This is a genomic window from Haemophilus parainfluenzae, assembly GCF_036288925.1.
GTDB lineage: Bacteria > Pseudomonadota > Gammaproteobacteria > Enterobacterales > Pasteurellaceae > Haemophilus_D.
Window position 1 is genome coordinate 1733829 of the sequence record NZ_CP127167.1, and the last position, 26148, is coordinate 1759976.

Annotated in this window: 34 protein-coding genes, 2 tRNA genes and 6 pseudogenes; 21 read left to right on the forward strand and 21 right to left on the reverse strand. The window is 36.5% G+C overall.

Translation table 11 applies throughout. The features are described from left to right. Nucleotides 1-58: 58 nt before the first annotated feature. The 7 genes from QQS40_RS08770 to QQS40_RS08800 all read left to right on the forward strand — a co-directional run bounded on the left by QQS40_RS08770 (nucleotide 59) and on the right by QQS40_RS08800 (nucleotide 5604). Complete coding sequence (locus tag QQS40_RS08770) at nucleotides 59-931, forward strand: DMT family transporter (protein WP_049358049.1); 873 nt, start codon at nucleotides 59-61, stop codon at nucleotides 929-931. Nucleotides 932-933: 2 nt separating this feature from the next. Further along, nucleotides 934-2355, forward strand: a complete 1422-nt coding sequence (sbcB, locus tag QQS40_RS08775) for an exodeoxyribonuclease I (protein WP_049358050.1) — start codon at nucleotides 934-936, stop codon at nucleotides 2353-2355. A gap of 769 nt (nucleotides 2356-3124) precedes the next feature. Beyond that, on the forward strand, nucleotides 3125-3610 hold the full coding sequence (gene ftnA / locus QQS40_RS08780) for a non-heme ferritin (protein WP_049358051.1): 486 nt from the start codon (nucleotides 3125-3127) through the stop codon (nucleotides 3608-3610). A gap of 20 nt (nucleotides 3611-3630) precedes the next feature. Then, complete coding sequence (gene ftnA, locus QQS40_RS08785) at nucleotides 3631-4131, forward strand: non-heme ferritin (RefSeq protein WP_014065386.1); 501 nt, start codon at nucleotides 3631-3633, stop codon at nucleotides 4129-4131. A 192-nt stretch (nucleotides 4132-4323) separates the two neighbouring features. After that, nucleotides 4324-4409, forward strand: a tRNA-Leu gene (locus QQS40_RS08790). A gap of 208 nt (nucleotides 4410-4617) precedes the next feature. Beyond that, a complete protein-coding gene (locus QQS40_RS08795; RefSeq protein ID WP_329504852.1) occupies nucleotides 4618-4758 on the forward strand; it encodes a hypothetical protein in 141 nt (46 codons plus the stop codon). 42 nt (nucleotides 4759-4800) lie between these two features. Beyond that, nucleotides 4801-5604 carry a tyrosine-type recombinase/integrase gene (locus tag QQS40_RS08800; protein WP_329504854.1) on the forward strand — a complete coding sequence of 268 codons (804 nt, stop codon included), beginning with the start codon at nucleotides 4801-4803 and terminating at the stop codon, nucleotides 5602-5604. Here QQS40_RS08800 and QQS40_RS08805 read toward each other — a convergent pair. The 15 genes and pseudogenes from QQS40_RS08805 to QQS40_RS08875 all read right to left on the reverse strand — a co-directional run bounded on the left by QQS40_RS08805 (nucleotide 5601) and on the right by QQS40_RS08875 (nucleotide 13001). After that, complete coding sequence (locus tag QQS40_RS08805; protein ID WP_329504856.1) at nucleotides 5601-6323, reverse strand: hypothetical protein; 723 nt, start codon at nucleotides 6321-6323, stop codon at nucleotides 5601-5603. The two genes, QQS40_RS08800 and QQS40_RS08805, sit on opposite strands and share 4 nt — an antisense overlap. Continuing rightward, nucleotides 6323-6634: a hypothetical protein gene (locus QQS40_RS08810; protein ID WP_329504858.1), complete on the reverse strand. Its 312-nt coding sequence runs from the start codon at nucleotides 6632-6634 to the stop codon at nucleotides 6323-6325. The genes QQS40_RS08805 and QQS40_RS08810 overlap by 1 nt, the downstream gene beginning before the upstream one ends. A gap of 83 nt (nucleotides 6635-6717) precedes the next feature. Continuing rightward, complete coding sequence (locus tag QQS40_RS08815) at nucleotides 6718-6984, reverse strand: hypothetical protein (protein WP_329504860.1); 267 nt, start codon at nucleotides 6982-6984, stop codon at nucleotides 6718-6720. 64 nt (nucleotides 6985-7048) lie between these two features. Continuing rightward, nucleotides 7049-7342, reverse strand: a complete 294-nt coding sequence (locus QQS40_RS08820; protein ID WP_329504862.1) for a hypothetical protein — start codon at nucleotides 7340-7342, stop codon at nucleotides 7049-7051. A gap of 39 nt (nucleotides 7343-7381) precedes the next feature. Further along, nucleotides 7382-7951, reverse strand: a pseudogene (locus tag QQS40_RS08825) (tape measure protein); the annotation flags it as partial. A gap of 57 nt (nucleotides 7952-8008) precedes the next feature. After that, nucleotides 8009-8272: a hypothetical protein gene (locus tag QQS40_RS08830; RefSeq protein WP_329504866.1), complete on the reverse strand. Its 264-nt coding sequence runs from the start codon at nucleotides 8270-8272 to the stop codon at nucleotides 8009-8011. Nucleotides 8273-8365: 93 nt separating this feature from the next. Next, nucleotides 8366-8626: a phage tail assembly protein T gene (locus tag QQS40_RS08835; protein ID WP_420485551.1), complete on the reverse strand. Its 261-nt coding sequence runs from the start codon at nucleotides 8624-8626 to the stop codon at nucleotides 8366-8368. A 14-nt stretch (nucleotides 8627-8640) separates the two neighbouring features. Beyond that, nucleotides 8641-9048, reverse strand: coding sequence for a hypothetical protein (locus QQS40_RS08840; RefSeq protein ID WP_329504868.1), 408 nt, complete (start codon nucleotides 9046-9048; stop codon nucleotides 8641-8643). Between the two features lie 112 nt (nucleotides 9049-9160). Then, complete coding sequence (locus QQS40_RS08845) at nucleotides 9161-9343, reverse strand: hypothetical protein (protein WP_329504870.1); 183 nt, start codon at nucleotides 9341-9343, stop codon at nucleotides 9161-9163. A gap of 198 nt (nucleotides 9344-9541) precedes the next feature. Next, the gene (locus tag QQS40_RS08850; protein ID WP_329504872.1) at nucleotides 9542-9679 is read right to left on the reverse strand and encodes a hypothetical protein; all 138 of its coding nucleotides are present in this window, start codon (nucleotides 9677-9679) and stop codon (nucleotides 9542-9544) included. A gap of 81 nt (nucleotides 9680-9760) precedes the next feature. After that, nucleotides 9761-10434, reverse strand: a pseudogene (locus QQS40_RS08855) (BRO family protein). A 312-nt stretch (nucleotides 10435-10746) separates the two neighbouring features. Further along, nucleotides 10747-11160 carry a type II toxin-antitoxin system HicB family antitoxin gene (locus QQS40_RS08860; protein WP_105881575.1) on the reverse strand — a complete coding sequence of 138 codons (414 nt, stop codon included), beginning with the start codon at nucleotides 11158-11160 and terminating at the stop codon, nucleotides 10747-10749. Nucleotides 11161-11189: 29 nt separating this feature from the next. Beyond that, nucleotides 11190-11349, reverse strand: a pseudogene (locus tag QQS40_RS08865) (type II toxin-antitoxin system HicA family toxin). 467 nt (nucleotides 11350-11816) lie between these two features. Then, nucleotides 11817-12761: a DUF968 domain-containing protein gene (locus QQS40_RS08870; protein ID WP_329504876.1), complete on the reverse strand. Its 945-nt coding sequence runs from the start codon at nucleotides 12759-12761 to the stop codon at nucleotides 11817-11819. Nucleotides 12762-12830: 69 nt separating this feature from the next. Further along, nucleotides 12831-13001, reverse strand: a complete 171-nt coding sequence (locus tag QQS40_RS08875) for a hypothetical protein (protein WP_329504878.1) — start codon at nucleotides 12999-13001, stop codon at nucleotides 12831-12833. 145 nt (nucleotides 13002-13146) lie between these two features. On the opposite strand from QQS40_RS08875, the gene QQS40_RS08880 reads away from it, so the two are divergent. From QQS40_RS08880 to QQS40_RS08890, 3 genes are all read left to right on the forward strand, one after another. Then, nucleotides 13147-13872, forward strand: a complete 726-nt coding sequence (locus tag QQS40_RS08880; protein ID WP_329504880.1) for a LexA family transcriptional regulator — start codon at nucleotides 13147-13149, stop codon at nucleotides 13870-13872. 63 nt (nucleotides 13873-13935) lie between these two features. Beyond that, the gene (locus QQS40_RS08885) at nucleotides 13936-15306 is read left to right on the forward strand and encodes a ParB/RepB/Spo0J family partition protein (RefSeq protein ID WP_329504882.1); all 1371 of its coding nucleotides are present in this window, start codon (nucleotides 13936-13938) and stop codon (nucleotides 15304-15306) included. Nucleotides 15307-15348: 42 nt separating this feature from the next. Then, nucleotides 15349-16170 carry a DNA adenine methylase gene (locus QQS40_RS08890; RefSeq protein WP_329504884.1) on the forward strand — a complete coding sequence of 274 codons (822 nt, stop codon included), beginning with the start codon at nucleotides 15349-15351 and terminating at the stop codon, nucleotides 16168-16170. Between the two features lie 296 nt (nucleotides 16171-16466). Here QQS40_RS08890 and QQS40_RS08895 read toward each other — a convergent pair whose 3' ends face one another. Beyond that, nucleotides 16467-16844 (reverse strand): hypothetical protein, encoded by a 378-nt coding sequence (locus QQS40_RS08895; RefSeq protein ID WP_329504886.1) that lies wholly within the window; start codon nucleotides 16842-16844, stop codon nucleotides 16467-16469. A gap of 322 nt (nucleotides 16845-17166) precedes the next feature. Here QQS40_RS08895 and QQS40_RS08900 point away from each other — a divergent pair. Together QQS40_RS08900 and QQS40_RS08905 are read left to right on the forward strand one after the other, a co-directional pair. Beyond that, nucleotides 17167-17243: transfer RNA gene (locus QQS40_RS08900), tRNA-Arg, on the forward strand. A gap of 132 nt (nucleotides 17244-17375) precedes the next feature. Next, complete coding sequence (locus QQS40_RS08905) at nucleotides 17376-17579, forward strand: hypothetical protein (RefSeq protein WP_329504888.1); 204 nt, start codon at nucleotides 17376-17378, stop codon at nucleotides 17577-17579. Here the strand turns inward: QQS40_RS08905 and QQS40_RS08910 are convergent. Further along, nucleotides 17554-17829: a hypothetical protein gene (locus tag QQS40_RS08910; protein WP_329504890.1), complete on the reverse strand. Its 276-nt coding sequence runs from the start codon at nucleotides 17827-17829 to the stop codon at nucleotides 17554-17556. The genes QQS40_RS08905 and QQS40_RS08910 overlap by 26 nt on opposite strands. Nucleotides 17830-18536: 707 nt before the next feature. Here QQS40_RS08910 and QQS40_RS08915 point away from each other — a divergent pair. The 7 genes and pseudogenes from QQS40_RS08915 to QQS40_RS08940 form a co-directional block, all read left to right on the forward strand. Next, nucleotides 18537-19508, forward strand: a complete 972-nt coding sequence (locus QQS40_RS08915) for a hypothetical protein (protein ID WP_329504892.1) — start codon at nucleotides 18537-18539, stop codon at nucleotides 19506-19508. A 116-nt stretch (nucleotides 19509-19624) separates the two neighbouring features. After that, complete coding sequence (locus QQS40_RS08920; RefSeq protein ID WP_329504894.1) at nucleotides 19625-20116, forward strand: helicase; 492 nt, start codon at nucleotides 19625-19627, stop codon at nucleotides 20114-20116. 4 nt (nucleotides 20117-20120) lie between these two features. Further along, nucleotides 20121-20213, forward strand: a complete 93-nt coding sequence (locus QQS40_RS08925) for a transcriptional regulator (RefSeq protein WP_329504896.1) — start codon at nucleotides 20121-20123, stop codon at nucleotides 20211-20213. A gap of 237 nt (nucleotides 20214-20450) precedes the next feature. Next, a pseudogene (locus QQS40_RS11270) lies at nucleotides 20451-20519 on the forward strand (hypothetical protein); the annotation flags it as partial. A gap of 220 nt (nucleotides 20520-20739) precedes the next feature. Continuing rightward, on the forward strand, nucleotides 20740-21669 hold the full coding sequence (gene ttcA / locus QQS40_RS08930) for a tRNA 2-thiocytidine(32) synthetase TtcA (protein ID WP_070592095.1): 930 nt from the start codon (nucleotides 20740-20742) through the stop codon (nucleotides 21667-21669). 1 nt (nucleotide 21670) lies between these two features. Continuing rightward, nucleotides 21671-22000 (forward strand): TusE/DsrC/DsvC family sulfur relay protein, encoded by a 330-nt coding sequence (locus QQS40_RS08935; protein ID WP_070592098.1) that lies wholly within the window; start codon nucleotides 21671-21673, stop codon nucleotides 21998-22000. Between the two features lie 108 nt (nucleotides 22001-22108). Further along, a pseudogene (locus tag QQS40_RS08940) lies at nucleotides 22109-22285 on the forward strand (iron ABC transporter permease); the annotation flags it as partial. Between the two features lie 150 nt (nucleotides 22286-22435). On the opposite strand, the gene catA reads toward QQS40_RS08940, so the two are convergent. Together catA and QQS40_RS08950 are read right to left on the reverse strand one after the other, a co-directional pair. Continuing rightward, on the reverse strand, nucleotides 22436-23059 hold the full coding sequence (catA, locus tag QQS40_RS08945) for a type A chloramphenicol O-acetyltransferase (RefSeq protein ID WP_329504899.1): 624 nt from the start codon (nucleotides 23057-23059) through the stop codon (nucleotides 22436-22438). 196 nt (nucleotides 23060-23255) lie between these two features. Next, nucleotides 23256-23906 carry a VirD4-like conjugal transfer protein, CD1115 family gene (locus QQS40_RS08950; protein ID WP_521705707.1) on the reverse strand — a complete coding sequence of 217 codons (651 nt, stop codon included), beginning with the start codon at nucleotides 23904-23906 and terminating at the stop codon, nucleotides 23256-23258. Nucleotides 23907-23920: 14 nt separating this feature from the next. Between QQS40_RS08950 and QQS40_RS08955 the strand changes: the two are divergent. Together QQS40_RS08955 and QQS40_RS08960 are read left to right on the forward strand one after the other, a co-directional pair. Next, nucleotides 23921-24550: pseudogene (locus QQS40_RS08955) on the forward strand (ABC transporter substrate-binding protein); the annotation flags it as partial. A gap of 71 nt (nucleotides 24551-24621) precedes the next feature. Continuing rightward, complete coding sequence (locus tag QQS40_RS08960; RefSeq protein ID WP_007525241.1) at nucleotides 24622-24831, forward strand: TOBE domain-containing protein; 210 nt, start codon at nucleotides 24622-24624, stop codon at nucleotides 24829-24831. Between the two features lie 113 nt (nucleotides 24832-24944). Here QQS40_RS08960 and QQS40_RS08965 read toward each other — a convergent pair whose 3' ends face one another. Further along, nucleotides 24945-25766, reverse strand: a complete 822-nt coding sequence (locus QQS40_RS08965; RefSeq protein WP_128787665.1) for an IS3 family transposase — start codon at nucleotides 25764-25766, stop codon at nucleotides 24945-24947. Next, nucleotides 25751-26104 (reverse strand): helix-turn-helix domain-containing protein, encoded by a 354-nt coding sequence (locus tag QQS40_RS08970; RefSeq protein WP_128787400.1) that lies wholly within the window; start codon nucleotides 26102-26104, stop codon nucleotides 25751-25753. The genes QQS40_RS08965 and QQS40_RS08970 overlap by 16 nt, the downstream gene beginning before the upstream one ends. Nucleotides 26105-26148 lie beyond the last annotated feature (44 nt).

Sequence of the window (26148 nt, forward strand, 5' to 3'; positions counted from 1 at the left end):
GGCCAACGCAATTGGCCGCTTTTTTCATTGTTATTTTTATGAGAATTTAGGACAAATTATGCACAACCTCATTTTTGCTATTTTATGTAGTGTTGCCGTATCGGTGTTACTCAAAGTTGCCCGCAAGAAAAACATCATTATTGAACAAGCAATAGCGTTCAACTATATTGTCGCCATTTCATTAAGCTATTTCTTACTCAAACTTGATTTTAAAGGATTAGAATTTACTGAATATCTAGCACAAAGTGATAGCACACCTATTTTCCTGGCGTTAGGGATTTTATTACCAACCGTATTTATCATTATGTCTAAAGCGGTTGAATTTGCTGGCATCGTGCGTTCTGATGCTGCACAACGCTTATCATTATTTCTACCGATTGTTGCCTCTTTTATTATTTTCCATGAAACATTAAGTCAGCCTAAAATTGTTGGTATTATTTTGGCATTCATCGGTTTATTCTGTATTTTGAACAAATCAAATGAACAAAGTGCGGTCACTTTTAAAGGTATTTTAGGCTTAATCGGTGTTTGGTTTGGTTATGGCACCATTGATATCTTATTCAAACAAGTTGCCAAAAGCGGGGGAGCATTCCCAACCACATTATTCATTGCTTTCTCATTAGCCGCTTGTGTCATGTTCCTGTATTTATTCCTAAAACGCACTCAGTGGACAGTGCCAAGCTTTATTGGTGGAATCATTTTAGGTGTATTGAATTTTTTCAATATCCTGTTTTACATTAAAGCACACCAAAGTTTTGGACAAAACCCAACCTTAGTTTTTGCGGGAATGAATATTGGTGTGATTTGTTTAGGCACCATCACCGGCGCATTTTTTTTCAAAGAAAAAATCAGCAAAATCAACTGGTTTGGTGTGCTTATCAGCCTTTCAGCAATTTTCTGCTTATATTATTTAGATAAAATTTTGGCTTAATTATGATAAACAATTTTAGTTTTTTTATCTACGATTACGAAAGTTTTGGTATCAATCCGGCAAGTGATCGTCCAGCTCAATTTGCTGGTATTCGTACCGATGCAGATTTAAATATCATTGGTGAGCCTATTATGTTGTATTGCAAGCAAACCAATGATTATTTGCCCGCCCCGGAAGCCGTAATGGTCACAGGAATTACGCCACAAGAATGTAATGAAAAGGGGATTCCTGAACCTGAATTTGCCGCAAAAATTTTAGCTGAGTTTTCACAACCTAATACTTGTGTGATGGGTTATAACAACATTCGTTATGACGATGAAATGACTCGTTATACCTTTTACCGTAACTTCATTGATCCCTATGAATATAGCTGGAAAAATGGTAATTCTCGTTGGGATTTACTGGATTTGGTCCGAGCTTGCTATGCACTGCGTCCAGAAGGGATAAATTGGGCTTATGACGATGATGGTATGCCAAGCTTTCGCTTAGAAAAGCTAACCAAAGCAAATGGTATTGAGCATGAAAATGCCCATGATGCGATGGCGGATGTGTATGCAACCATCGCTATGGCTAAATTAATCAAAGAAAAGCAGCCTAAATTATTTCAATTCTTCTTTGAGCATAGAGGTAAAAAGGAAATTGAGAAATTGATTGACACAGCTGAAATGACACCATTAGTGCACGTTTCTGGCATGCTGGGGAATTATCGTGGCAATTGTGCTTGGGTAGCACCATTAGCATGGCATCCAACTAATCAAAATGCTGTAATCGTCTGTGATTTATCAGGTGATATTGATAATTTACTCAATAAAAGTGCGGTTGATTTGCGACAAGATTTATATACCAAGAAAAGCGAGCTAGAAGAAAGGGGAGTTTCATCAGTTCCATTAAAATTGGTTCATATTAATAAATGTCCAATTTTGGCGCCTGCAAAAACGTTACTGCCGGAAAATGCAGCTCGTTTAGGGATAGACAGACAACATTGCTTAGTTAATTTAGCAAAATTGCGCCAATCCTTAGATATTCGTGAGAAAGTTATTGAAATCTTCTCAGAAGAACGCGAATTTGAGCCGAGTGATAATGTAGAAACGGAACTTTATAACGGTTTCTTTAGCAATGCCGATAAAAACAATATGGCTATTTTACGTGATTTACCACCTGAAAAATTAGCTGATCATGGTTTAGCATTTGAAGATAAACGGATTCCTGAATTGTTGTTCCATTATCGCTCAAGACATTTTTATAAAACTCTAAATCGTGCAGAGCAAATCAAATGGCAAAAATACCGCCAACGTAAATTAGAACAAAGTGCGGTTAAATTTGAAGAAAGTTTACAACGGTTAGTAGAGGAATATTCGGATAATCCAATTAAGCTAAATTTACTGCAACAGATTTATGAATACGGAGCAAAACTGTTATCTTAATCTTATACATATCGTGACATAGTCACACGAATACTATTCATCAAAAACGTAAATCTTATTCCCTAAGATTTACGTTTTTCTTTTTCAAATCTGATGATATTCACCTCATAAAATAACGCAGAATTCACGTAGCGTTGTCATTATTTGATATATATAAACTTCTTTATTTTTTCCTTACATAACAATTTTAGAGTGTATAAATCATTATTTAATCTTATTGCAAGGTATTGTGAAGCTAGATTTTGCATCGTTTGAGTGATATTCGCACCTTGTGTATAACCCTGTGATTTATTTAACCCGTAGTTTCCGCTAACCTGATAACTAATTTCGCATAATGCATATTATGTTAAATCGAACATGTAAATATGTCACAAATCAAAATAGATAACTATCCTACTTTCATGCTCTGGTCAAAATAAGGTGATTTGCGGTTATGGATATAAAAGAAATAAATGGATGTCTTTGTGATGGAATAATTAAATTAGAATGAAATTTTGAGATAACGCTACGTGAATTCTGAATACAATTGCGTACATCAATTCTGCAGATTTCATCATTTTTGATCTGATAATGAGAATTTATTTTATACATTTTACATAAATGAGAATAATTAACGTTGATTTTTCTTTTATTATTAGTGGCTTATAAAAATAATTTTAAAAAAAATGCTTGATTATTCTCATTTGTGGAATTAGAATGCACACCGATGACAAGTTAAGCAGTCTTGTTTTTATTTTTAATCTCTACTTAATAAGGAAAGGAGTTGGTTATGCTTAATAAAGCAATCGCAGATAAGTTAAATGAGCAGATCAATTTAGAGTTCTACTCTTCTAATGTTTATTTACAAATGAGTTCTTGGTGTAGTAAACACGGTTACGAAGGTGCTGCAGCATTTTTACTTCGTCATGCTGATGAAGAATTAGAGCATATGCAAAAATTATTTCAATACGTAAATGAAACTAGTGGTATGCCACTTTTAGGTAAAATTGATGCACCTAAAAATGACTATAAATCACTTAAAGAAGTATTTGAAACCACACTTGAACATGAAAAACTCGTTACTTCTAAAATTAATGAATTAGTTGAAGTGACTTTTGCAAACAAAGACTATTCTACTTTTAACTTCTTACAATGGTACGTTGCAGAACAACACGAAGAAGAAAAATTATTCAATAGCATTATTGATAAATTTAACTTGTTGGGTGAAGACGGTCGTTCGCTTTACTTTATCGATCGTGATTTAGCAACATTATAATTTTAGAAGGAGAATACAAAATGTTATCAGCAAACGTAATCAAATTATTAAATGATCAAATGAACCTTGAGTTCTACTCTTCAAATCTTTACTTACAAATGAGTGCATGGTGCGAACAAAATGGTTTTGAAGGTGCAGCTAAATTCTTATCAGAACACGCTGCAGAAGAAATGCAACACATGCGTAAATTATTCACTTATTTGAATGAAACTGGTGCTTTAGCGGTAATCACTGCAATTGAAGCACCTGCGCATGAGTACAAATCATTAAAAGAAATCATTGAATTAACTTATAAACACGAAAAATTGATCACAAGTAAAATCAATGAATTAGTGGGTAAAACTTTTGAAGAAAAAGACTACTCTGCATTCAATTTCTTACAATGGTATGTTGCAGAACAACACGAAGAAGAGAAATTATTCAGCGGTATTTTAGACAAATTAAATCTTCTTGGCGAAGATGGCAAAGGCTTATTCTTAATCGATAAAGATTTAGGTAACCTTGCTGGTCAAACCGCTTAATTAGATAATCATAAAGCTTAGTAGAACTACTAAGCTTTTATTTTACTCATAAATTGTGACAACGTATCAATTATTTTAAACTTTCCTTTTATCCTTGATGCAAGTTGATGAAATTTAAAACAACCACACGTTTTTAATGAAATTTTACTTGCAACGAAGTCAGATAAACGTATAATTCAAAACAGCCCAAATGCCTGGGTGGCGAAATTGGTAGACGCAGCGGATTCAAAATCCGCCGGTGAATAACCGTGTCGGTTCGAGTCCGACCCTAGGCACCACATTATAATCCTCGTTCATTGAACGGGGATTTTCTTTTATGCTTTTCTATTAATAAAATCAATACTTTACAGATTAAAACCATCACTTTTCCTCTCTCTTAATCTTATCCAGTATTGCAAGTTTTTATATATTTTTATGCACCAATTACGCCAAAATTACGCCAAGCGGTTTAATTTATGGTGGTTTATATCTTAAAAGGTGTGAAAAATGGCAACAGTTAGAAAGCGTGGTGAGAAATGGCGTGTTGAGATTTATCGAGACGATATAAGAAAGTCTAAAACCTGCTCTACAAAGGCGGAGGCTGTCTTATGGGGAGCGGAAGAAGAAAAAAATAGAACTACAAGCTAAAGGCTTACAGCCTGAAACACTATTCTCTGATGTAATTAAGCGGTGTATCTAAATGAAATCACACCTACAAAACGAGGTGAAAAGCACGAATTCAACCGATTAACTAAGTTTTTACGCCACCCTATAACTGATAAATATATTTCAGATGTAACAAGGCAGGATTTAGAGCTTTGGATAAATGAAAGATTGGAAACTGTGAAAGGCGAAAGTGTTCGCAGAGAGCTATCCACTATCGGACATATATTTAAGGTTACGCTGGAGCGATGGGGATACATTCAATCCTCCCCGATGGTTGGATTGCAACAGCCAAAAGCAAGCAAGCCAAGAACGCAAAGATTTACTCAGGAAGATATTGACGAGATAGTTAATATTAGTGGATATAACAAGAGTTTAAAAACAGCCAAAGCAAGAACTGGAGCTGCACTATTGTTTGCGATTGAAACAGCTATGCGAGCCGGTGAGATATGCGGATTAACTTGGGATAATGTAAGTCTAGAAAGAAAGACGGCTTATTTGCCAATGACGAAAAACGGCTCTTCTCGCACTGTTCCACTTTCAAAAAATGCGGTGAGAATACTGGAAAAGTTAAGAGATGAAATAGAACAAGGCGAAACTTGCTTTCAAGTGAAATCAAATATACTTGATGCGACATTCAGAAAGTTAAAGAAAGCGGCTAATAGAGATGATTTACACTTCCACGACACTAGACGAGAAGCTTTGACGAGATTGGCTAAAAAGGTTGATGTGATGACTTTGGCGAAAATATCGGGGCATAAAGACATAAGGATTTTACAAAACGTCTATTACGCCCCGAATATGGAAGAAGTTGCTGAACTTCTAGATTAAGGCAGGGTTTCTGGGAACGGATCGTCCGTTATCCAACTGATAACAGGCATACGCATATAATCCATATCTTCAGCAGGCGGTTTATCTCTAAATCTCAACTCGATATAGTTGCTATCTCCTCTGCTTCCAACATACACTACTGCAATCTCATTGCCGTCATCACTATAAAATGGAAGCATAATAGGCACGGTGGCACGGAATCCTTGTGGTATTTGGAAACGTGGTAAAATATCCATTCGTTTAGCGTGGTTTTTTCTTGTGTATTTAGGATTATTACTTCCATAAAAAGAAATAGTATCCCAACGACCAGCACTAAAAGAACACTCTACTCTATCGTTCACTCGTCTTAGAGATATATGACCCCCTTTAACATTCACAGATGTTTTTGTCATTCGTCTAATGCCTGTATCGCCAGATACGACAACCCATTTTCTGCTCTGCTTCTGCCACAGATACGCTCCAACGCCAGCACCATTTGTTGAACTATAGAAAGTTCCGTTCGGCTCATCTCCTTTAATTTTATATTCATAGGATGTACGCCCATCTTCAGATCTAACAGGTGCTTGTGTTGTCTCAGGCTTATCTGGCCGCCCATTGCCAGTAATTATCATTGAACCACTGGATTGACTGCTACCACCCTCTGAAATTTTATTCTCAATTCGCTTAATTTCAGTTCCTACAAATTCAGCGAATTCTGATATGTTCGCTTGAAATGTCATTATTTATTGTAACCTCTGTTATAAGCTTCTTTTAAATTAACACCGTTTAGAGCCGTGAACTTCTGACTAAGCGTGGTTAATGCTTCATTGGCTTGTGAGATTTTTTGAATAAGCTTATTCAAGCCATCTTCGCCTGTTTTCATACCGTTTAACGCATCGGCTAATTCCTTAATGGTATCTAATTCAGCTGCTACATTACCGCCTAAGATTTCGCTTTTCGCATCGGTTTTCGCTTGATTTACAAGTTCAAGGATTTTTTTAGCGGATAAGGTTGAAGTTTCGTTAGTTGCGCTGTCGTTAATCCCTGCCACACTGCCAGATAACTAATCTAATAATCATCTCGCCTCCGTTATGTCGTGAATAAGCGTGAATTCACCGCCTGCGAGCGTTCTAATTAATCCTTGCGGACTGGTTCCCAGTTTGCGCTTTCCCACTTCGCCCCTAGCGTTTTATCGTGTGATAACGTAACGGTTACTAGATTTTCGCTTACAGTAATCTCGCCCGTTTCAGTTGACAACTTAATAATCTCGCCTTTCTTTGGCTCAATCCACATATCGAACTTGCTACCAGATAAATCACTCTTCTGCTCGTTATCTTCTAAGATTTCAAACGTCCACCCGTCATCATCACCACGCACTGTTTCTAGCTCAATGTTTTCCATTTTTGCTCCAATAAAAAACCGCACCAAGATTGCTCAAAGTGCAGTTGATTTTAGTTAAGGTTGATTAGATTACAATTTGACCGTTTTCTTTCAGATAAGCATAAATTCGTTCCAAATCAATCTGCGCTGTTGTTTTACCAATATCATCTTTGGTTAGTGGCTTACTCATTAGCTCTTTAGCTGCTGCTGCATCAATCCATTTGTAATCAGAGATGATTGGCGTGAAATTAGTAACCGAACCGTCACTATCTTCGCCCGTGCCTAATACATACTTGGCATTGATTGAGCTATCTTCTTGTTTGGAGTATGCAGCAATGGCTGAATACATTGGGTTTAAGATTTTGTTGAATGTTGTCATATTTGCTCCGTTTATTGATACATTGTTGTTGTGTTAGATAGCCAAAGCTTGACCGAACTGCATTAATGCCGCTTCTGATGACGCTTGTGCTGCACCTGATAAAGCAACTGCTTTTGATACGGTTTCTGTTAGTTCTACGACTTTTTGCTGACTAATATTTAAAGTATCAGCATTTTTTGCAAAACGTTGATAGATTTGAGCAGTTGCACCAACAGCTTGATTGGTTCGAGACGATATATCAAACACGCTTTCTGTAGCCTGAGCCATTTCTGTCTGACTATGAGTCACTAGTCTAATACGGTTCTGTAGCTCAGTGTAGCTATCCATCATCGCAATAGCTTGCTTTGACAAATCTTGCGCTCTACCTAAATTATCAAGGCGAAAACTCCATTTTGTTGTCGAATTGATGTTATTGGCAGCTTTCTCAATATTATTTAAATATTGTGTTGTACGTTCTGAGAACTGACGTGCTTTTTCTTGAGCTCGAGAAAAATTAGCTTCAAATTGTCTAGTAAATTTTCGGGTCTGATACTCCGACTTACTCAATCCATTCTGAAATTGGACTGTATCGAGACTCAACCCAATGTATAAACTACCGAGTGATGACATATTTTCTCCAGAAATAAAAAAAGCCCGCATATTGCGAGCTTTCTATATAAACACTAACTATTTAATGATGACGTACTTAACTTCGTTTTCTTTTTCAATTTGCTGCAACACTTTATTTTCAGTTTTCTTTATAAAGAAAAACATAGCTACTTTTGCAAAAATAAAAAAGGCAATGTAGGCCAGAGAAACACCAAGTAAAATTTTTGTGGTTATGCCTGTTACAGCCAAGATAAAAATAATAGGTAACACAAAGAATAAAGCGAAAAACGCAATAATCTCTTTGCTCAACCAATGGATAAGTTTAATTTCATCTTTAAACATAACCCCTCCTTATTTACTTATCTATACTGTACAAAATACATTCATTTTAATCAATAGGGAGTAGCTAATTTTTTCAACTTTTTTACTAAACAATCAACGATTTAACAAATAAGACTCTACGCCATCATCTTCTTTATCTTCTGCCACCTTATTTTCATTGAAAAATGGCATTAAATCGCTCAATGTTGTGGCTTTCTGTTTTGGATCTTTATGAATTAACGCTAACAAATGAGCAATCTGTGCTGTGCGATAATCATCTCTCCATAAACCAAATGGCTGTTCTTGATAAAACAGCATATATTCCTGAAAATGTTTTTCAGGCATTTGTTCGATTTCTTCTAATGTTTTACCCAACGCAAGCGATAGGGTTATTTGGAACTTGCGTCGGTCATTAAGTTTTTTGGTTCATCCCCCATCAATGCGCGACTTAATTCTTCAGAAACTTCATTATCTAGGCTTGATAATGCTTTCAAGTCATCTTCATTTTCAAAATCAAACAATAGATTGCCATCTTTATCACATAAGCGGAGGGCTAGATTTCTAGCTAAACGATATGGATCGTAAACTTTTCCTAATTGCTTACCTAACTCATCTGGATCATCATAATCAAGCTCAACACCTTGTGCTTTTGCAATATCACACAATAGTTTGTGCTGGCCAAACAATCCACGGTTCACATCACCAACACTTAATGCTCTTACATAGTACTTTTCGCCGAGAATTTCAATTTCGGTTACTTTAGGTTTATGTTGCAACAATTTCTTTCTCAAATCCATTTTATTTACCCTCTTTTATGGTTAAAATTTACTTGCAGGTAAACTTCTCCTGCAATAAAGGTTAATCTAATAATTAAAGCCAAGAGCCGATCACTCTTGGCTTTTTTTATTTTTAAGCTACAGGTAAGTGATATTCCTGTTTTGTATGCTTAATAGTTGCACCGCTTTCAAATTTACCCATAGTTTCACCAGAGTAACCATTGCCAGATTTGAAATAACCAGTAGGGTTCTCCAATAATCGAATTAACGGTAAATTTCTTCTATCAACTCGTATTTTTGCGACTGGTCGATTCACTGTTGCTTTTTGGGATAGATATTAACAAGTGCAGTGATAATACCTATCGCCAAACTAAGCAACATAAGGTTATTCTGATCGCCTAAATCGAGCTTAACAGGAATGAAAAAAGCCCCGACCGTTTCCGATCAGGGCTATAAAATTCTTTCTTGCGTTTGCTATGCGCTAAAACCGCAATATAGTACATATAATACACTTTTAGTGTGCGCTGTCAAGCGGTTTATGAAGTGCGGTAATTAGTGATGACGTGTCACAAATATACCCATCGCAATCTTGGTTTAAATTGAGTTCGTATGCTGCCCATAACAACGCCACCGCAAAGATAATTCTGAACATAATTTATCCTTTTTCGTGAATTTGAGGTGTAAAAATCCGCCACACGATTTTTCAAAAGTGCGGTCGGATTTTGCGTTGTTTTTAGAAGTCGATTTTGACTGCTTTTGGATTAAAGCTTCGCAAGTGTTTTAATACACGCCAGTTTGTCATTGGGTCAATCTCAAACTCTTGTGTAATGCGGTTTAAGATTTTGTTTGTTGAGCGTAATACACTTAAATATTCGTAAGCCTGTCCGTAGATTTGCCCGCTCATATTTGAGCCTAACACGTTAAAAGCTCTTTCAATGTGTTGGAAAGTGCCGACGCCACATTTGAAAGCAAACCATAACCAAATAAGCTGTTGGAGTTCGTACTCAGTAAATTCAAACGTGTATTTCTTTTCAGGTTCTGGCAAGGCGAGCTGTTGAGGTTGAAGTTGATATTTTCCTGTTTTACGAATTTGCGGGAGAACTTCTTCAAATACCCAAGCCTCGAATGGTTCGGCTTCTGGTTTACGAGATTTGATGATCAGACGGTAAAGATTTGGTTCGTTGATGAATGTCATTTCTTGAACCGCACTTTTGGTAGGGGTGTCGCGTTTCGCTACCCCCCCCCCCCTGCTTTACAGTGTTTTGAAATAGCATCACGCGAGTTTGAGTAGCCGAGAATATCGCAAACATCATTCGCACAAAACCAAGACTCCTGATTTTTATCAGTGATGACTCGAACAGAATTAGATTTGAAAGTAAATGCTGAAAATTGAACTTGATTAGACATAACGGTCTCCTGTGTAATTTTTTGAGTTTTCCTATTTTGAGATAGGGCGATCGAGTAGCTCAAAAGCCTTTACACAGTAAGGTTGGACGTATTCCCCTTTCGGGTATTGTATTAGTCCCCACTCGACCATTGATAGATAATTTTCTTTTTATACGCTGTAAGTCTTAATGGCAATAAAACAAACAAGGTAAATTTTACGCATAAAAAAATCACGCTGACGGGGTGAACGATTCCGCTGTGTAGTTGTTAAGGTTTTGAGACTTTAGGATAAATCCTACCCTTGAAATAGGAGCTTGTCAAGGGGAGGTAAAATTAAGCGGATAAGATCTTATCTGCTGCGATTTTAGCTAAAAAACTGCTACGGTTTTTATATTCACGATGTGTTGAAACAAAATCATCAATGCGCTTAATTAAATAAGCTGGCATTGTGATGTTGATTTTCTCAGATTTACCCAATAAATGAGTAATATCCACATCCACCACACCAAAGAACATTCCATAATCAGTAAAATCAGGGTTATTACGGTGATTTTCCATTGATGTTGGCAATGGTACTTCTTCGCCCATTTCAACCAATAATTCCAAATGCCCCGCAATAGCTTCTTTCGCATTAATATAAGCTTCTTCAAGCGTATCACCAGCAGAAAAACAGCCAGGAATATCTGGTACAATCACACCAAATGCGTGAGTTTCGTCGCCTGGCTCAATTGCGATTGGATATAACATAATCTTTCCTCTTTGCTTTAATAGCAGGGCTATTTTAGCCCCGCTTGTTTTAATATTGAATTTTCCGTCCCTTTCTTTAAATCCTTTTTAGGGTGCGGGACGGTCACAATCCCTTTCTTTGTTGGATGAGTGAAATGGGTGGTGACTTCCTGTGGCGTGATGGAAAACCCAACCATCTGCTTCAATCATCTTAATTATTTTTCGGCTATCCACATTGATTTGCTCCTATATCGTTTGTTTATGTGGTTATTATACCTATAAATTAATTAATGTCAATTATTTTTGTGGTTATTGTGGGTATTGATAATAAAAATGCGGTCAAAATAGACCGCACTTTTCAGGCAATAAATAAACATTGCTTACCTTTTGTTGATAATAGCAATAAAAGTGATGTTTTTACCGTTTTCAATCTACTGAAATATTCACGCCGTGAAATACCTAAATATAGCCAAATTATTATTTTTTCCCATCTCTTGATATAAGTTAGAACGAATACATCATAAAGTTCTGGTGTGACTTTTCTAATTACTCCAAGGTAGCCATCAATTTCCATTCCTAATTCATCGCTTAACCGAAGGTGGAAATGGTAGTTCAAGCGTTATCGTTGTCATAGAAATCTCACTTAAAAAAAGACCGCACTTTTTATTGTTAATCTATTAATCAATAGTTAATGCACCAATCTTGATGGCATATAAAAAGAACTTATGCCAAAGCTCTATTTGTGAACCATACTTTTCTTCAAATGCTTTTACGTTTTGATGTAATTCATTGTGATGAATTCGGCAAAGCGGCACACAATCCAAATCATCTGCTTTACTTCCCATCACACCATTACCATGACCAATTAAATGATGTGGATCATCTGCTTGTTTACCACAGCACACACAAGGCTGAGTTTTTACCCAACGTAACCATTTTTCAGAACGAATATATTGTGGCTTTGGTCTTGCCATATATTGAAGTAGCGGGTCATCATCAGCTTTTAAATTTAAAATGGCTTTGTCTAAACGGTCCATGTGATAAATAAGAGGATCTTCAAAACGAGTAGAACTTTCTTTATTGTCTCGTTCATAATCTTTAACACTAAAGACCTTTCTTAATAACGCATCACTTAATAAACGTTGAAGTCCATTCTTAAAACAATACAGCACTAAATCTGATTCTGTTAAAGGACGAGCATGTTTTAAATCTAATTGGATTTTTGCAATGATTGCTTGCTCTATATTTTGTTCCACCACCAACTTTGCTTTTTCTGCATCATAGTTTCCCTTGCGCATTTCTGTATCGTGGTGCCAACAAGTTCTGATAAAACCGTCTAAGTGCGGAGTGATTGTTAATTCTTTATGACAGTATTCACCATCACTCAACTGACAATGCTTAATACTGCCAACAAAATTCATCAACGCTTTTTTTGTAAGTAATTTTGACTGCACTTCCTTATTTTTTAAGAAATCCACCACCAACGGTGGAAATTCTTCACTAATAGCCCCTTGCCAATTAACTACACCAGATTCATTATGTTGTAACTCAATAGGTTCTGGCATTAACACCATTCTCTTCGTCATTACCTGTGCAGCATTGCGCGGAATTCTAAACATCATTAAACCAAGGTCTGATTGTTTATATGGTGTCAACAACAATACTTGCATTAATGCCCCAGCAACGATCCTTTAATGCTTGCAATAATCTCTGCTTACCCATTGTTCCGGCGTGACTTTATCTATCGTTAATTCACCGCCCCGTCTTTTGATTTGGTTGATGAATTGAGGGCTCACACCTAATGCTTCAGCTAATTTTTTTTGAGTGTCAAAGGCTTCGATTGCTTTGTCAACCGGTGTCATTGTTATCCTCCAATAAAATTAACCATGTTGATTTAATCAACCTAATGTTACTCAATAAATCAACACAAATCAATGCAAATCAATATAAAGATAATTTGATTTAGTAAACAATCCGTTTATATTTGTAAAAAATAAGGAGAATTGCATGAACAATGAAGAATTAACTAAACAACGAATCTCTGAACGCCTAGAATTTGTTATTGTTGATAGCAATTTAAGAACTAGAAAGGCGCTAGCTGATTTGGTTGGAGTAAAAGCGCAGGCGGTCACAAATTGGATACAGCGAGGACAAATCAGTCAGGAAAATGCCAGGGTTATAAATCTAAAATTAGGTTATCCGATTGATTGGTTACTTGGCGGTGACAGCGAACTTCCTGAAATTTCGACCGCACTTTCACCTTCCGAATTGATGGACACTCAACACGACGGACGGCACAAACATCGCATTGATTACCTAGATGTGCGCGCAGCAGCAGGTTTAACAGGATTTGAAAATTCGGATTATCCGGAGGTGATCTCAAGTCTTTATTTAACCGATGAAGGGATGTTGCAAATTATTGGCAAGAAAAATGCTAACGGTATTTGCATTGTTAACGTGCCTACTGACAGCATGGAGCCGACAATTCGTAAGAGCGATATTGTATTTATCGACACTAAAATAAACGCCTACAACGGCGACGGCATTTATGCTTTTACTATTGACGGCGCATTGTTTATCAAGCGTGTACAAAAGCTTGTTGGAGGTGGTTATAGATTGCACTCAGACAATAAAGACTATGATCCGCAAGACATAACAGATGAGATTTGCCAAACCGCGAAATTTATCGGCAGATTTATCCGCACTGTGCATATCGAAGCGGTGAATTTGTGATTAGCGCGGTAAGGTAAAGGATTAAAAACTGTAATTAAATCATAACCAACCTAAGGACAAATTATGACTAATGTAAATATTAGAGCGTTACTTTTAGACTCCAAAAATCCAAGACACGTCCCAATAGAAAACCAAAAAGAAATTATCAATTATCTCATTGAAAATGAGAAGATTAAAGAACTTGCAAAAGATATTGCCGAGAAGGGAGTAACTAATCCCTTGGACCTTGTAGGCATTATCATTGAAAATAACAAAAAAATAGTGGTCGAAGGTAATCGTCGAGTTTGCGCTTTAAAGCTACTAGATAAACCGAATTTGGCACCGAAAAAGTACCAAAGATATTTTACAACTCTACAAGGGAAAGTAAAAAATCACATCAAAAAACTTCCTGTTTATGTCTTTACAAATAGGGAGGAAGCATTGCCTTGGCTATCTACTTTGCACACAGCCAGCTCAAACACATCTAGAAAACCTTGGAGCCCTGAACAAAAAACACGCTTTGATCAAGGTGTTGATGGGAAACCAAATCATGCGGCAGCATTGACTATTCTTGATTTCTCATTAGAGAATAATTTAATTTCTCCTGAGAAATCTCAGAAAGTGATTACAACAATAACACGTATGTTAAGTACTCCAGAGGTAAGAGATGCTTTCGGTATTACCACTGGGGTCACAGAACGCAATATTCTTATTAATATTACAAGAGAAGAATTCACTGCGATCATTACCCAATATTTTAATGATTTCGATAACCCAAATTACAACATAGGCTCCCGCTCAAATAAAAATGATCGACTAGACTATATTCAACACCTAAAAAATATTGGGAAAATTCCAAGTAACCGGTTAGATAAAGATATTGAATTAATTTCCGGTATATCATCTACAACAACTACAAGTAGCGCCATTTTACCCAAAAATACTACGCCCAAAAGAACTACTAAGACAACTAAAAGTAAATCAGCGCAATTAATTGATTATGAGTTAGAGATCCCTGTAAGTAAAATTCAATCAATTTATTCTGAAATTAATAACATGGATATAGAAAAGCATCCCTACGCAACAGCAGCATTACTACGTGCTCTAATTGAGCAAAGTTGCGACTATTTTCTATTAAAATCTGGGCACTCTATACAGTTTCACGATTGTTCCAATACACAAAAAATTGGCGAAAAATCAAAACTCAGAGAAAAGATTCTTGGTATTGCGCAGTATTTTGAGAAAACCCAGCATATAGAGAATAAGGAGTTAATTGCTCTAACCAATGAATGCGCACCCAAAAAAGAAGGTTCTGGCACGTTGAATTTATTACATGGCGTACTACACAATTATGCGCACAATATTTGTTCAGCGCAAATTATTAGCGCGCATAATAATCTCCGCCCATTTATTATTGCAATGTGGCAAAAATTCTGCTGGCCAAATACAAATTAAAGAATTATAATAATGAGCATATATTAATAATAGGCTCTAGTTATGTTTTATACTCCATTAAGATACCCGGGGGGCAAAGCTAAATTTGCCCCAACAATAAAATCCATTATCGAAAAAAATAACCTTCAAGGGCACTATGTGGAACCATATGCCGGTGGCGCTGGAGTCGCTTTAGATTTGCTCTTTAATGGGCATTGCACTGATATTCACATCAACGATTTGGATTTGGCCGTCTATAATTTTTGGTTATCTGTGACAACTCAGAATGCCGACTTTATTCAATTGGTTCGAGAAACACCTGTTACCATTGAAGAATGGCATAAGCAAAAACATCGATTGAACAATATTAATTTATCCCCCCTTGAACATGGCTTTGCTGCTTTCTTCTTAAACCGGACTAACCGCTCAGGAATATTAAAAGGTGGCGTCATGGGCGGACTTAATCAGTCTGGCCATTATAAATTAGATTGCCGCTTTAATAAAAACGAACTAATCAAAAGAATTGAACGCATTGGGAAATGCGCTGACCATATTTACGTTTACAACGAAGACGCGTTAACGCTATTGACTAATGTGGATAATATTGTACCTGAACGCTCTATAATATATATTGACCCACCTTATTATGTAAAAGGACAAGGGCTATACCGTAATTTTTACAAACACAGTGATCATGTTGCTATTTGTCAAGCTTTGACCAATGTGAAAACTCCATGGATAGTCTCTTATGATAACCACTCCGCTATTAAGGAGATTTATCAAGATTATCGCCAAACTGACTACACACTCAATTATTCAGCTAGTCGTAAGGTTAAGGGCTGTGAAGTGATGATATACTCTCCGCAGCTTAATATTCTATCCTAACCGCCCTAGAGGCGGTTTCTTATTACCCGCATACCTTGCTTAAATTTACAAAAACTTGCTTACGACCACCAAACCATCTAAAAATCAACCGCACTTTCGCTCTCCATTGATTAAAAAATAAGCAATCAAACATCATCTCTAAAAATTTATCTCTTTAAAAATCAACACATTGAATATGATTAATCAACTTTTTGAAAATATATAATCAACTTAACGTTTACGCCAAACTTAACATATTGTTTAATAATCACATCAAAACGAGATAACCTCGACGCTCTTTAAAAATTTGAAACAGGTTAATGATGGGAATTCATCTGTTTATCAAGCTCAGCAAGAACACGTTGCTCTTCTGTTGATAAATTATGAAGTAGATTGATTAATCTAGCTTGCTCTGAATTAGTTTTTAATGATTCATGCAGTTTTGAAATAATTGATTTGGTCGCTTTAGAAATAAGAATCCAAATCATGGTAGAAACCAACGCAAAAATTAAAGAACCGAAATTGGCAAGCGTGAACCAATCGGGAAAGAATGCTGGTGTTTTTGCGTCGAGATACAACGTTAATTCGGGCGGAATGAACGTAAAGCCAATAAACAAGAAAACGAAGAACATAGTCATGTGATTAAAAACTACCTTGGTAAGTATGGTATTAAGTAACTTGGCGTACTCTTCCATGATGTTCCTCTGATTAAATTGTAGTCGCAGAGAGCATTATATTCCTCGTTGTAGTCGCATACAAGAGGACTTGAGCCTTACAAGTATAAAGAAAGGCACTCATCATTAACCTGTTTTGAGTTTTAGACAATTTGGTCTCGTGCGGGATATAAATTATCGGCTGTTTAAGTCGAGTAACCCCAGAGCAGAAAACTGTACTGCGTGTTTAACCGAAGAGATGTGGTTGGCAGGTCAATGGCAGCGCTGTTTATATCTTTAAGCAATCCCTTAGAGGATACGAGTTCAGTCGGAGAAATGGCAAACAAGCCTACGGACTGGTTACGCCCTATTAGCTCAATCGTATAGAGCAATTGCCTTCTAAGCAATAGGTTACAAGTTAGAATCTTGTATAGGACGCCATTTCAAAGCGAACTTATTAAATGTTCCATCAAAGGTCTGGGTAAACTGCAGATTACCAATTTAAGGATAGCTAGATCAGAATTTGGTAAGTTTGCTTTGAAATGGTAACAATAAAACAAACGAGGTTAAAAAATGGAAGAAAAACAAGAAAACAGCCTATCTGAAAGAGATAAAGATCAAATCAAATGGGCTGTATTAAGAGCAGTTGAAAACGGTTGTTTAGATCCTGCATTAATTGCCGATAGATGCTGTTTCGCATTTGAACGCATTAATCGTTACGGCAAAAATACGGGGGCTGGAAGTTGTGGATCTATTTCCACCACTGATCCTGAATAAATTGCTGCACTTTGGCAGACAATCCTATCCAAGAAGCATCGCTCATATCTGCAACGAAAATAGAATCGTTGAAATCAGTCACTTTAGTTAGATGATCTAAAACTTCATTAGCTGAATAAGAGGTGTGAAGATACCAAACAGATTGTTGGACTTTAGCCCATACGCCTAAAGTTTTAATTTTTTCAATGAGCGCATTGTAATTCTGACCAGACTTATTTAAATCATAAGTAACTAAGATATTATTTTTCATAATTTATCCTTCATTGTGTTGTGGTTGGCTAAATTATATTCCTTATGTGTTGTGGTGACAATAAGGGCTTGAGCCTTACAAGCATAAAGAAAGGCGCCTTAATGGCTCTTTGTTTCGTTGGTTGTGGAAACCGACATGGGGCAAAATTCCAAAATATCTGGGCTTTGCAATGATTGTTAAAGCTGGTCGAGTCGATTTAGTCACGGCTGACACCGCTCAAGACGAGCTTACTCAATTGGGATGACTACCCAAACTTTTGGTTACTGTCTCAGCCGAGCATGAGGGCTTAAAACTTATGCAACCTATAAAATTGGTTCCTTAGGTTTGCCCTCTGTAAAACGAGGGCTTTTTTATCCCGAAAAATTACCTTACAATCAGAGTAATTTTTAATATATAAAGGGAATACTATGAAAACCGTTAAAGCAAGACTGACTGAGTTAAAAAACTTAATTAATACAAAAATCAACAAAGACTATGAGTGGATGGGCGAAATAAAATCACCCTAAATTATCAAAGAAATAGAGCAACTTTATCCCTTAATAGAGAAAATAGAAAAATCTGGAAAAAGTCTTGAAATTTCGTATGCAAAATATATTTCTCTTCAATTAATTAAAAAAATAATTCGTATCATCAATCAAAAAAGAGCGAGTAATAAATGGGATAAATATGATGTAAATTCATTTATTTTATCTCTAATCAAACTAAGAATGACAATCAAGGAATTATATTTAATTGAAGTTAAGGGCGAATTAAGAACAGAAGAAGAACTCAATGCTATTGCTGCAGATATATCCAAAGCAAAATTGAATTTAGAAGAGCAAATCTCACTTGAAGAGCAATTAGTAGAGAATAAAAAGGAGTTCGAAAATTTAAAAAACTCGCTGATTACACTTAAAAAATCTTATAACGATGCACAAGAACAAATAACTGAAATTTCCCAGTGGCACGAACAGTCAGAGAAATTAAGTAGCGATATTTCGAGCTACGAATTCACCGCACAAAATAATCTCACTAAAATTACGACATTAGCAACCACAGCAGAAACCAATAAACCCCAAATCGAAAAATATCATGAAGATATTGAAGGTATGATTAAATTATTCAATAAACAAAAAGAGGAGATTGAAATGATTATTGAAGACGCCAACCGAGCAAGCATGGCAGGTTCGTTTAAAACTCAATCTGAAAATATCGATAGTAAAATGAAAGCTGTAGATAAAATTTTGCTTGGATCACTTGTTGCAACATCTGTTATTTCATTTATCAATTATTCAACAAGCCTGAGTGCAACAGACAGCCTTAATATTTTACAATTTCTTGCTAAGTCTATTGTGACAATCCCGTTACTTGTCATCGCCTGGTTAAAAGCAAAAGAACGGGCTTATCTCTTTAGATTAAGGGAGGATTATAACTACAAATATTCCTCAGCAATGGCATTTGAAGGTTATAAGAAACAAGTACAAGAACAAGACCCTAAATTACATCAGCAACTTCTGCAAATTGCCGTGGATAATTTGGGGATAAATCCAACCAAAGTCTTTGACAAAGATTTAAAAAGCACACCACTTGAAACGATTATCGATGGCGTAGGAAAACGCCTGGATAAAGCTGTTGATGGTATTAAAGGAGAGGTGAATGACATTCCAAAGAAAACAAAAGAATTAATTGATGATGAATAACTCGCTCCCTCAAATTCTCAGCGCTTTTTTATTTGACACCGCTCCTGCTTCGAATTAGGATAGTATTACTTTCAACAGCCTCTTTTAGAGGTTTTTTTATACCCAAAGCGTGGAATATGGCAGAATTATTTATTAAATCTGAATATCATTCAATTCCTCATCAATTTGCTAAATTTCGTGTAGCAAATGTTGATTATATTATTGATTTCTCATCAGATAATGATGTGATTGAAAGTCTCTTTTCTTTAGATGAACGCTTAGTGCCGCTATTAAAAAATCGTAAAACATACAGTGTCAAATTTGGCGTAAAAGAATACTACGAAAGCACCGACCCGAATATCGATTTATATGCGCCACCAATCAATCATCAGCTAAAGAAAACCGATATTCAGCACTTAAAAGAGCAACTTGAAACATTGCTCTATAAGCACTATTTAATTTACCAACCTGAATGTTATTTTTTCATCGCTGAACGTCCCTCATTGAGCAGAATGTATCAAAAAATGTGCGACAATCGCCATCCACTTATGATAGACTTTCAACCAATCGGACAATTAGGCAATAATCAAGATTGCTTTATCATTAAAACCCCAAATTATAAGGAGTAAACATATGGCAGAAAATAAGCCAAGCGCAAAAGAGCTAAAACGCCAAGCTATGCTTGCTTCACGGTTAGCTTACCAAAAAGCAAGAAATCAATCATAAACCTCGCCCCGAAAAAATCGGGGCTTTTTATCGACACCGCCCCCACTTCGGATTAAGATACCCCCCGACTTTCAACAGAAAGTCGGGATTGGCGTCCCGAATGTTACGAGCGGTGAAAAAGATAGTCGCTCAACGCGGCTTTTTTTATAGCCGAAAATCAGTAAATCAAACCTTTAAAGGTATTACCAATTTGGTAAACAGCAGAGTTTTCCAAAAGGCGTAAGATTAAAAGAAAAATCGCACCCAAGATGGATAGCTGGTGAAGTTATTCGCTGGTGTAGAATTAACGCCAAACGTATCAAATGACCTTTCAAACTTCCCACCATTGGCACAATTCACTTCTGTGATATAATGCTCAAACAAGGATATTTTATCCAATACGTTTTAGAGCAAGTACGCCAAAATTACGCCAGAAGTCAAAAATCTCTTTCAAAATCAATACAGGAAGAAACTGACCCTAGGCACCACAGAATTTATAAGCTCTGAAGTTGATTCAGGGCTTTTTTATTAGCTAAAGTTAATCAATATGACAGAACAAAACCAAGATAAAAAACAGACTTATAATTTCAATAAATTGCAAAAACGCCTTCGTCGTAATGTAGGCAATGCAATTGCTGATTTTGGCATGATTGAAGATGGTGATAAAGTAATGGTTTGTCTTTCTGGTGGTAAAGACAGCTATACACTGCTTGATATTTTGTTGAATTTACAACAAAGCGCTCCGATTAAATTTGATATCGTTGCAGTCAATTTAGACCAAAAACAGCCTGGTTTTCCGGAGCATGTTTTACCTGAATATCTGCAAAGTATTGGTGTGGATTATAAAATCGTTGAAGAAAATACTTATGGCATCGTGAAAGAGAAAATTCCAGAAGGCAAAACAACTTGCTCTCTCTGCTCTCGTCTACGCCGTGGTATTTTATACCGTACAGCAACAGAACTTGGTGCAACAAAAATCGCACTTGGTCATCATCGTGATGATATGTTGGCTACCCTGTTCCTGAATATGTTCTACGGTGGAAAATTAAAATCGATGCCACCGAAATTAATTTCAGATGACGGCAAGCAAATCGTGATTCGTCCATTGGCTTATTGTAAAGAAAAAGATATTGAAAAATATGCCGTAGCCAAAGAATTTCCAATTATCCCTTGTAATTTATGTGGTTCTCAACCTAATTTACAACGTCAAGTAGTGAAAGAAATGCTGAATACTTGGGACCGTCAATATCCAGGTCGCCTAGAAACCATGTTTAGTGCAATGCAAAATATTACGTTGTCACACTTATGTGACCCGAAACTTTTCGATTTCAAAGGCATTAAACATGGTCAATCACTTGATGGCATTGAAGGTGATACTGCATTTGATGAAGAACGTATCGAACCAATGAAATTTGATGATGAAGATACGTCTGACTACTCCGATAACGAAATGATCAGCTTTAAAGAAGTGAATTAATATGATTACCGTACAAGGAAAACAAATCGAAACCGATGCCTTTGGCTATTTACTTAATATTGCTGATTGGAATGAAGATGTAGCAAAACACATCGCTCAGCTAGAAGATGTAGAACTGACCGAAGCTCACTGGGAAGTGATTTATTTTGTGCGTGATTTTTACCAAGAATATAACACCTCCCCTGCAATTAGAATGCTGGTAAAAGCAATGTCAGAAAAATTAGGTGCAGATAAAGGCAATAGCCGCTATTTACAACGACTCTTCCCTGACGGACCAGCTAAGCAAGCAACCAAACTGGCGGGTCTGCCAAAACCAGCTAAATGCTTATAAAATAACGTAACCGTGCCACAAAGTGCGGTTATTTTTTTACTCAATTTTCGCTATATACAAAAAAAATACAATCGCTATATACTTATAAAAACAATGAATTTTGAGTGTATGAATAAATTCTCCCTTACCTTTCCTCTTTTACTTTGCCTACTTATTGGGCTGATTTTTTGCTCGCTCTCTTGGGGGCGTTTTGCAATTCCGCTTGAGGATGTAGTGCAAAGTCTGATTGGTAATAATGTCAGTGATGTGCAAAACAACATTATTTTTAATCTTCGTTTACCTCGTGAGCGGCATTTGAAATACTAGTTAGCTTCTCTGAGAGTTTTTCCTATTTATTGATCGCAATATAAATTGAAAATAGGCATTAAAAAAGACGATAGATGTTGCTTTTCTATCGCCTTTAATTATCTTATATTCAGTTCGACAAACTGGGATTTAATTATTTATCAATTCTTGCAGTTCATTGACAAACCGGCAGATATGAAATCCATCACACACTGCATGATGCACTTGGATGGCGAGAGGAAGTATGATTTTTTCATCATCTCTGTAATATTTCCCCATCGTAAAAATAGGAATCAAATAATCATATCCTTTCTGCAAATTCAGATTAAAGCCATCGAAGGTTGACCATGGTATCATCGATACATTAAAAACATTTTCGGGTACATCTGGTTTTCCTATCATTCCATAATTGCTTCCATACCGTTGCATATCATTCGCATACGCCATAGAAAATGCTTCAAAATCTGGTATGTATGGTGTCCAAAGGCTGGAAAATGTCTCTGTGTCCTCATGGAATATGGTATAGCTGGGTATCATCTCGTCATATATTCCCAGTTCACCCTCCTGATTAATTGCCGTTCTAAACTCTGAATGGCGGTTTACAATCGTTGTAAGATAATAAAGCATTGCGGGATATAGCTTCATTCGCTTTTTCTTTATTTGTGTAATATCCACTTTAACGGTTATGCTGTATGTGCAAGGTATATTCGTAAAGTAATGTTCAAAATACTCATTTCGTTTCCAACTATTTTTATCAATTTTTTCAAAAACCATTTTTGCGTCCTCACAAATTCAAATTTGTTCTATTATACAATAATTATAAAGCTATAACAGAAAATATTACAATCTTGTAATTACTGTATTTCTATTCATCTTAACTTTGCCTTTTCTTCTGATGTATTCTTCAATATCAAACACATTCTTTTTATCATAGTCTTCCAAGAGCTTGTAATTCTTGTGCTTTTTAATATCAGAATTTGTCTGACAAAAACGGTCTGACACCTCGAAGCTGAAAAATACACTTACTGCCATCCATAACCGTTATCTCATCCTGACTCATCAGCTCCTTTCCTGTCTTTTGATAATTCAGTCCATAACTATTGGCATTGGATCTAGTTTCCGATGTGTTATATAGGTCTATGATTTCTTTACCCAGTGTTTCAGATAGTTCTTTAAGTGTGGTCTTTTCCTTTCCACCAAGAAACAAGGTACTATCACAGTTACCTACAATAGTATCTGCATTATCTTTATAAATTGCCTTTAGCTGAGATTGTGCTTGCAAGATAATACTTGCGGATATTTCTCTACTTCGGATTGTCGCTATTAACTCCTTCAATTTTGGAATTAAGCCGATGTTGGCAAACTCGTCAAGCAAGCACCTTATATGAACAGGTAATCTTCCCCCGTATTCATCATCTGCCTTATCACAAAGTAGATTAAATAGCTGTGAATACATAATAGATACCACAAAGTTAAAAGTATCATCTGTATCAGAGATAATAACAAAGAGTACTGTCTTTCTATCGCCAAGAGTGTCAAGCTCAAGTTCATCTTCCTTCATCAAGTCTCTAAGCTCCTGAATATCGAAAGGAGCAAGCCTTGCACCACATGATATAAGAATAGACTTCGCCGTTTTTTGATGGTTTGAAGAAAACCGTACGGATTACCGCTGAAGTTTTAGGTGATAAAGCACCTGAAATTGCAGAAAGCTATATCAAAGAATTAGAAGACAATATTCAATTTGTGGAAAATCGTCTTAAAGGTCTCAAAGATGAAGTGCGCCCTACGGTGTTACATATCACTAAAGGCTCAGACTTATTGATGATTGACGGCGGAAAATCCATGATCGGCGAATAGATTAAATTAGCTAGCGGTAAAAGCGTGTTACCGGATGAAGCCAATATGGTGACCGTCACCGTAGAAAGCATTATTCAAGCAAATCCAGATGTCATCATCATTGGCAGCAGCGGCAATAAAGCGCAAGCCGCAATCGAAAAAATCAAAGCTGATCCAGCATGGCAATCAATAAGTGCGGTTAAAAATAATCGTATTTATGCCAATCCAACCGGCACGTTCCCATGGGACCGCTACAGTGCCGAAGAAGCCTTACAAGTTCTTTGGGCAGCTCAACTCTTCCACCCAGAGCAATTTAAAGACTTAAATATGGTGGAAAAAACGCAAGGTTTCTATAAAAAATATTACGGTTATACATTAAGCAAAGAAAATGCTGAACAAATCTTGAAAGGCCTAGCACCTCTTAAGTAGTATTTTCATTTGAAGCATTTATCGTTATAATGCGCGCTCTTTTTTTTAACTCAAACATAAGGAAATACTTGATGAAAATTAGTGCAAGAAACCAACTTAAAGGTACTGTAAAATCAATCGAAACTGGTTCTGTGAACGCAATCGTACACATTGATATCGGTAACGGTAATGTAATTTCTTCTACTATCTCTATCGATGCAGTAAAAGAATTAGGTTTAGCAGTTGGTAAAGAAGCATATGCGATTATCAAAGCAACTTCTGTAATGGTTGGTGTTGAATAATCTCAACTAAACTGTTCAGAATTCTCTATAACCGCGCTTTAAAAGTGCGGTTATTTTTTGTCTAAAATATAAAAAAGGCGGTCAAATTGATCTGACCCCAAAAAGTTAGACTGTTATTTAAAGGATTGTTTTCGATATTGTATCGGACTCAGTCCTTTTAATTTTAGTTGAATCCGTCGATGATTATAGTAATCCAAATAATCTCTGACAGCATCAACTATCTCTTCTTTTGTTTTAAATTCCCGACCATAAAAACATTCCGTTTTTAATCGCCCAAAGAAACTTTCCATTGCGGCATTGTCCAAGCAATTCCCTTTTCTCGACATACTTTGAATGATGCCATGTTCAGCTAAAATTCGACGATAAGCTACCATTTGATATTGCCATCCCTGGTCTGAATGTAAAATGACACCACAAGCTTTATTTAATCCTTTGACGGCTTGCATTAACATGTCCTCTACTTGCGCCCAATTTGGGGAATAGCTGAGATTATAGGAGACTATCTCATTGTTAAATAAGTCTAAAATTGGAGATAAATAGACTTTACTCCCATCTTTCGCCTTAAACTCGGTGATATCTGTCACCCATTTTTGTTTCGGGGCCGTTGCACTAAAATCGCGTTCAAGATGATTCGGTGCAATTACCCCTATCGTGCCTCGATAGGTGGTAAATTTCTTGCTTTTTCTTGACCGCACTTGAAGCCCAAGTGTCTGCATTAAACGTTGAACTTTTTTATGATTCACGCCTGGCAAGCTGGCATGAACACGTCGGTAGCCATAATCAGGATGATTGGCTTTGATGCGTTTAATGGCCTTTTTCAGCTCCTCATCCTTATCCGGTTTAATCTGAAGTTTCGCAAAAAACGTACTACGCGCTAACTGTGCAAAGCCTAAAAGCCATTTTAACGGATAGCGTGTTCTTAACCTTTGGATAATTTCCGTTGCTCGGCTTCGTCCTGAAGTCTGAGCCTTCTCAACTCCTTTAGGTAGGCTACCTCCGCTTCAAGCTGTAAAATTCTCAGGCGTAAACGGTCTTCTTCAGTTTTGGGTGGCGGTGGCATTCTGGCATATTTAGGTTTCATAGGCGGTCGTCCTGATGGTTTACGGGGAATAAGTCCCTTTATGCCACTTTTTTCAAACCGTTTCAACCATGTCCCGACTAGGGCGTTGGAAGGAATATTGTAAAAACGAGCTGCTTCTCTAATACTCATTTTTCCATTCAAAATAGGTTGAAGAATTTGTAATTTAAATTCGATTGTGTAGTGTTTACCCATAAAAAATCTGCACCTCAATTGTTGGTTTGTTGAGTCCAACTTTT

Coding starts and splice junctions, on each gene's coding strand:
- QQS40_RS08770 (WP_049358049.1), top strand. CDS start 59: ATGCACAACCTCATTTTTGCTATTTTATGTAGTGTTGCCGTATCGGTG.
- sbcB (WP_049358050.1), top strand. CDS start 934: ATGATAAACAATTTTAGTTTTTTTATCTACGATTACGAAAGTTTTGGT.
- ftnA (WP_049358051.1), top strand. CDS start 3,125: ATGCTTAATAAAGCAATCGCAGATAAGTTAAATGAGCAGATCAATTTA.
- ftnA (WP_014065386.1), top strand. CDS start 3,631: ATGTTATCAGCAAACGTAATCAAATTATTAAATGATCAAATGAACCTT.
- QQS40_RS08795 (WP_329504852.1), top strand. CDS start 4,618: ATGGCAACAGTTAGAAAGCGTGGTGAGAAATGGCGTGTTGAGATTTAT.
- QQS40_RS08805 (WP_329504856.1), bottom strand. CDS start 6,323: ATGACATTTCAAGCGAACATATCAGAATTCGCTGAATTTGTAGGAACT.
- QQS40_RS08815 (WP_329504860.1), bottom strand. CDS start 6,984: ATGGAAAACATTGAGCTAGAAACAGTGCGTGGTGATGATGACGGGTGG.
- QQS40_RS08820 (WP_329504862.1), bottom strand. CDS start 7,342: ATGACAACATTCAACAAAATCTTAAACCCAATGTATTCAGCCATTGCT.
- QQS40_RS08830 (WP_329504866.1), bottom strand. CDS start 8,272: ATGTTTAAAGATGAAATTAAACTTATCCATTGGTTGAGCAAAGAGATT.
- QQS40_RS08840 (WP_329504868.1), bottom strand. CDS start 9,048: ATGGATTTGAGAAAGAAATTGTTGCAACATAAACCTAAAGTAACCGAA.
- QQS40_RS08850 (WP_329504872.1), bottom strand. CDS start 9,679: ATGTTCAGAATTATCTTTGCGGTGGCGTTGTTATGGGCAGCATACGAA.
- QQS40_RS08860 (WP_105881575.1), bottom strand. CDS start 11,160: ATGTTATATCCAATCGCAATTGAGCCAGGCGACGAAACTCACGCATTT.
- QQS40_RS08870 (WP_329504876.1), bottom strand. CDS start 12,761: ATGATGTTTAGAATTCCGCGCAATGCTGCACAGGTAATGACGAAGAGA.
- QQS40_RS08875 (WP_329504878.1), bottom strand. CDS start 13,001: ATGACACCGGTTGACAAAGCAATCGAAGCCTTTGACACTCAAAAAAAA.
- QQS40_RS08880 (WP_329504880.1), top strand. CDS start 13,147: ATGAACAATGAAGAATTAACTAAACAACGAATCTCTGAACGCCTAGAA.
- QQS40_RS08885 (WP_329504882.1), top strand. CDS start 13,936: ATGACTAATGTAAATATTAGAGCGTTACTTTTAGACTCCAAAAATCCA.
- QQS40_RS08890 (WP_329504884.1), top strand. CDS start 15,349: ATGTTTTATACTCCATTAAGATACCCGGGGGGCAAAGCTAAATTTGCC.
- QQS40_RS08895 (WP_329504886.1), bottom strand. CDS start 16,844: ATGGAAGAGTACGCCAAGTTACTTAATACCATACTTACCAAGGTAGTT.
- QQS40_RS08905 (WP_329504888.1), top strand. CDS start 17,376: ATGGAAGAAAAACAAGAAAACAGCCTATCTGAAAGAGATAAAGATCAA.
- QQS40_RS08910 (WP_329504890.1), bottom strand. CDS start 17,829: ATGAAAAATAATATCTTAGTTACTTATGATTTAAATAAGTCTGGTCAG.
- QQS40_RS08915 (WP_329504892.1), top strand. CDS start 18,537: ATGACAATCAAGGAATTATATTTAATTGAAGTTAAGGGCGAATTAAGA.
- QQS40_RS08920 (WP_329504894.1), top strand. CDS start 19,625: ATGGCAGAATTATTTATTAAATCTGAATATCATTCAATTCCTCATCAA.
- QQS40_RS08925 (WP_329504896.1), top strand. CDS start 20,121: ATGGCAGAAAATAAGCCAAGCGCAAAAGAGCTAAAACGCCAAGCTATG.
- ttcA (WP_070592095.1), top strand. CDS start 20,740: ATGACAGAACAAAACCAAGATAAAAAACAGACTTATAATTTCAATAAA.
- QQS40_RS08935 (WP_070592098.1), top strand. CDS start 21,671: ATGATTACCGTACAAGGAAAACAAATCGAAACCGATGCCTTTGGCTAT.
- catA (WP_329504899.1), bottom strand. CDS start 23,059: ATGGTTTTTGAAAAAATTGATAAAAATAGTTGGAAACGAAATGAGTAT.
- QQS40_RS08960 (WP_007525241.1), top strand. CDS start 24,622: ATGAAAATTAGTGCAAGAAACCAACTTAAAGGTACTGTAAAATCAATC.
- QQS40_RS08970 (WP_128787400.1), bottom strand. CDS start 26,104: ATGGGTAAACACTACACAATCGAATTTAAATTACAAATTCTTCAACCT.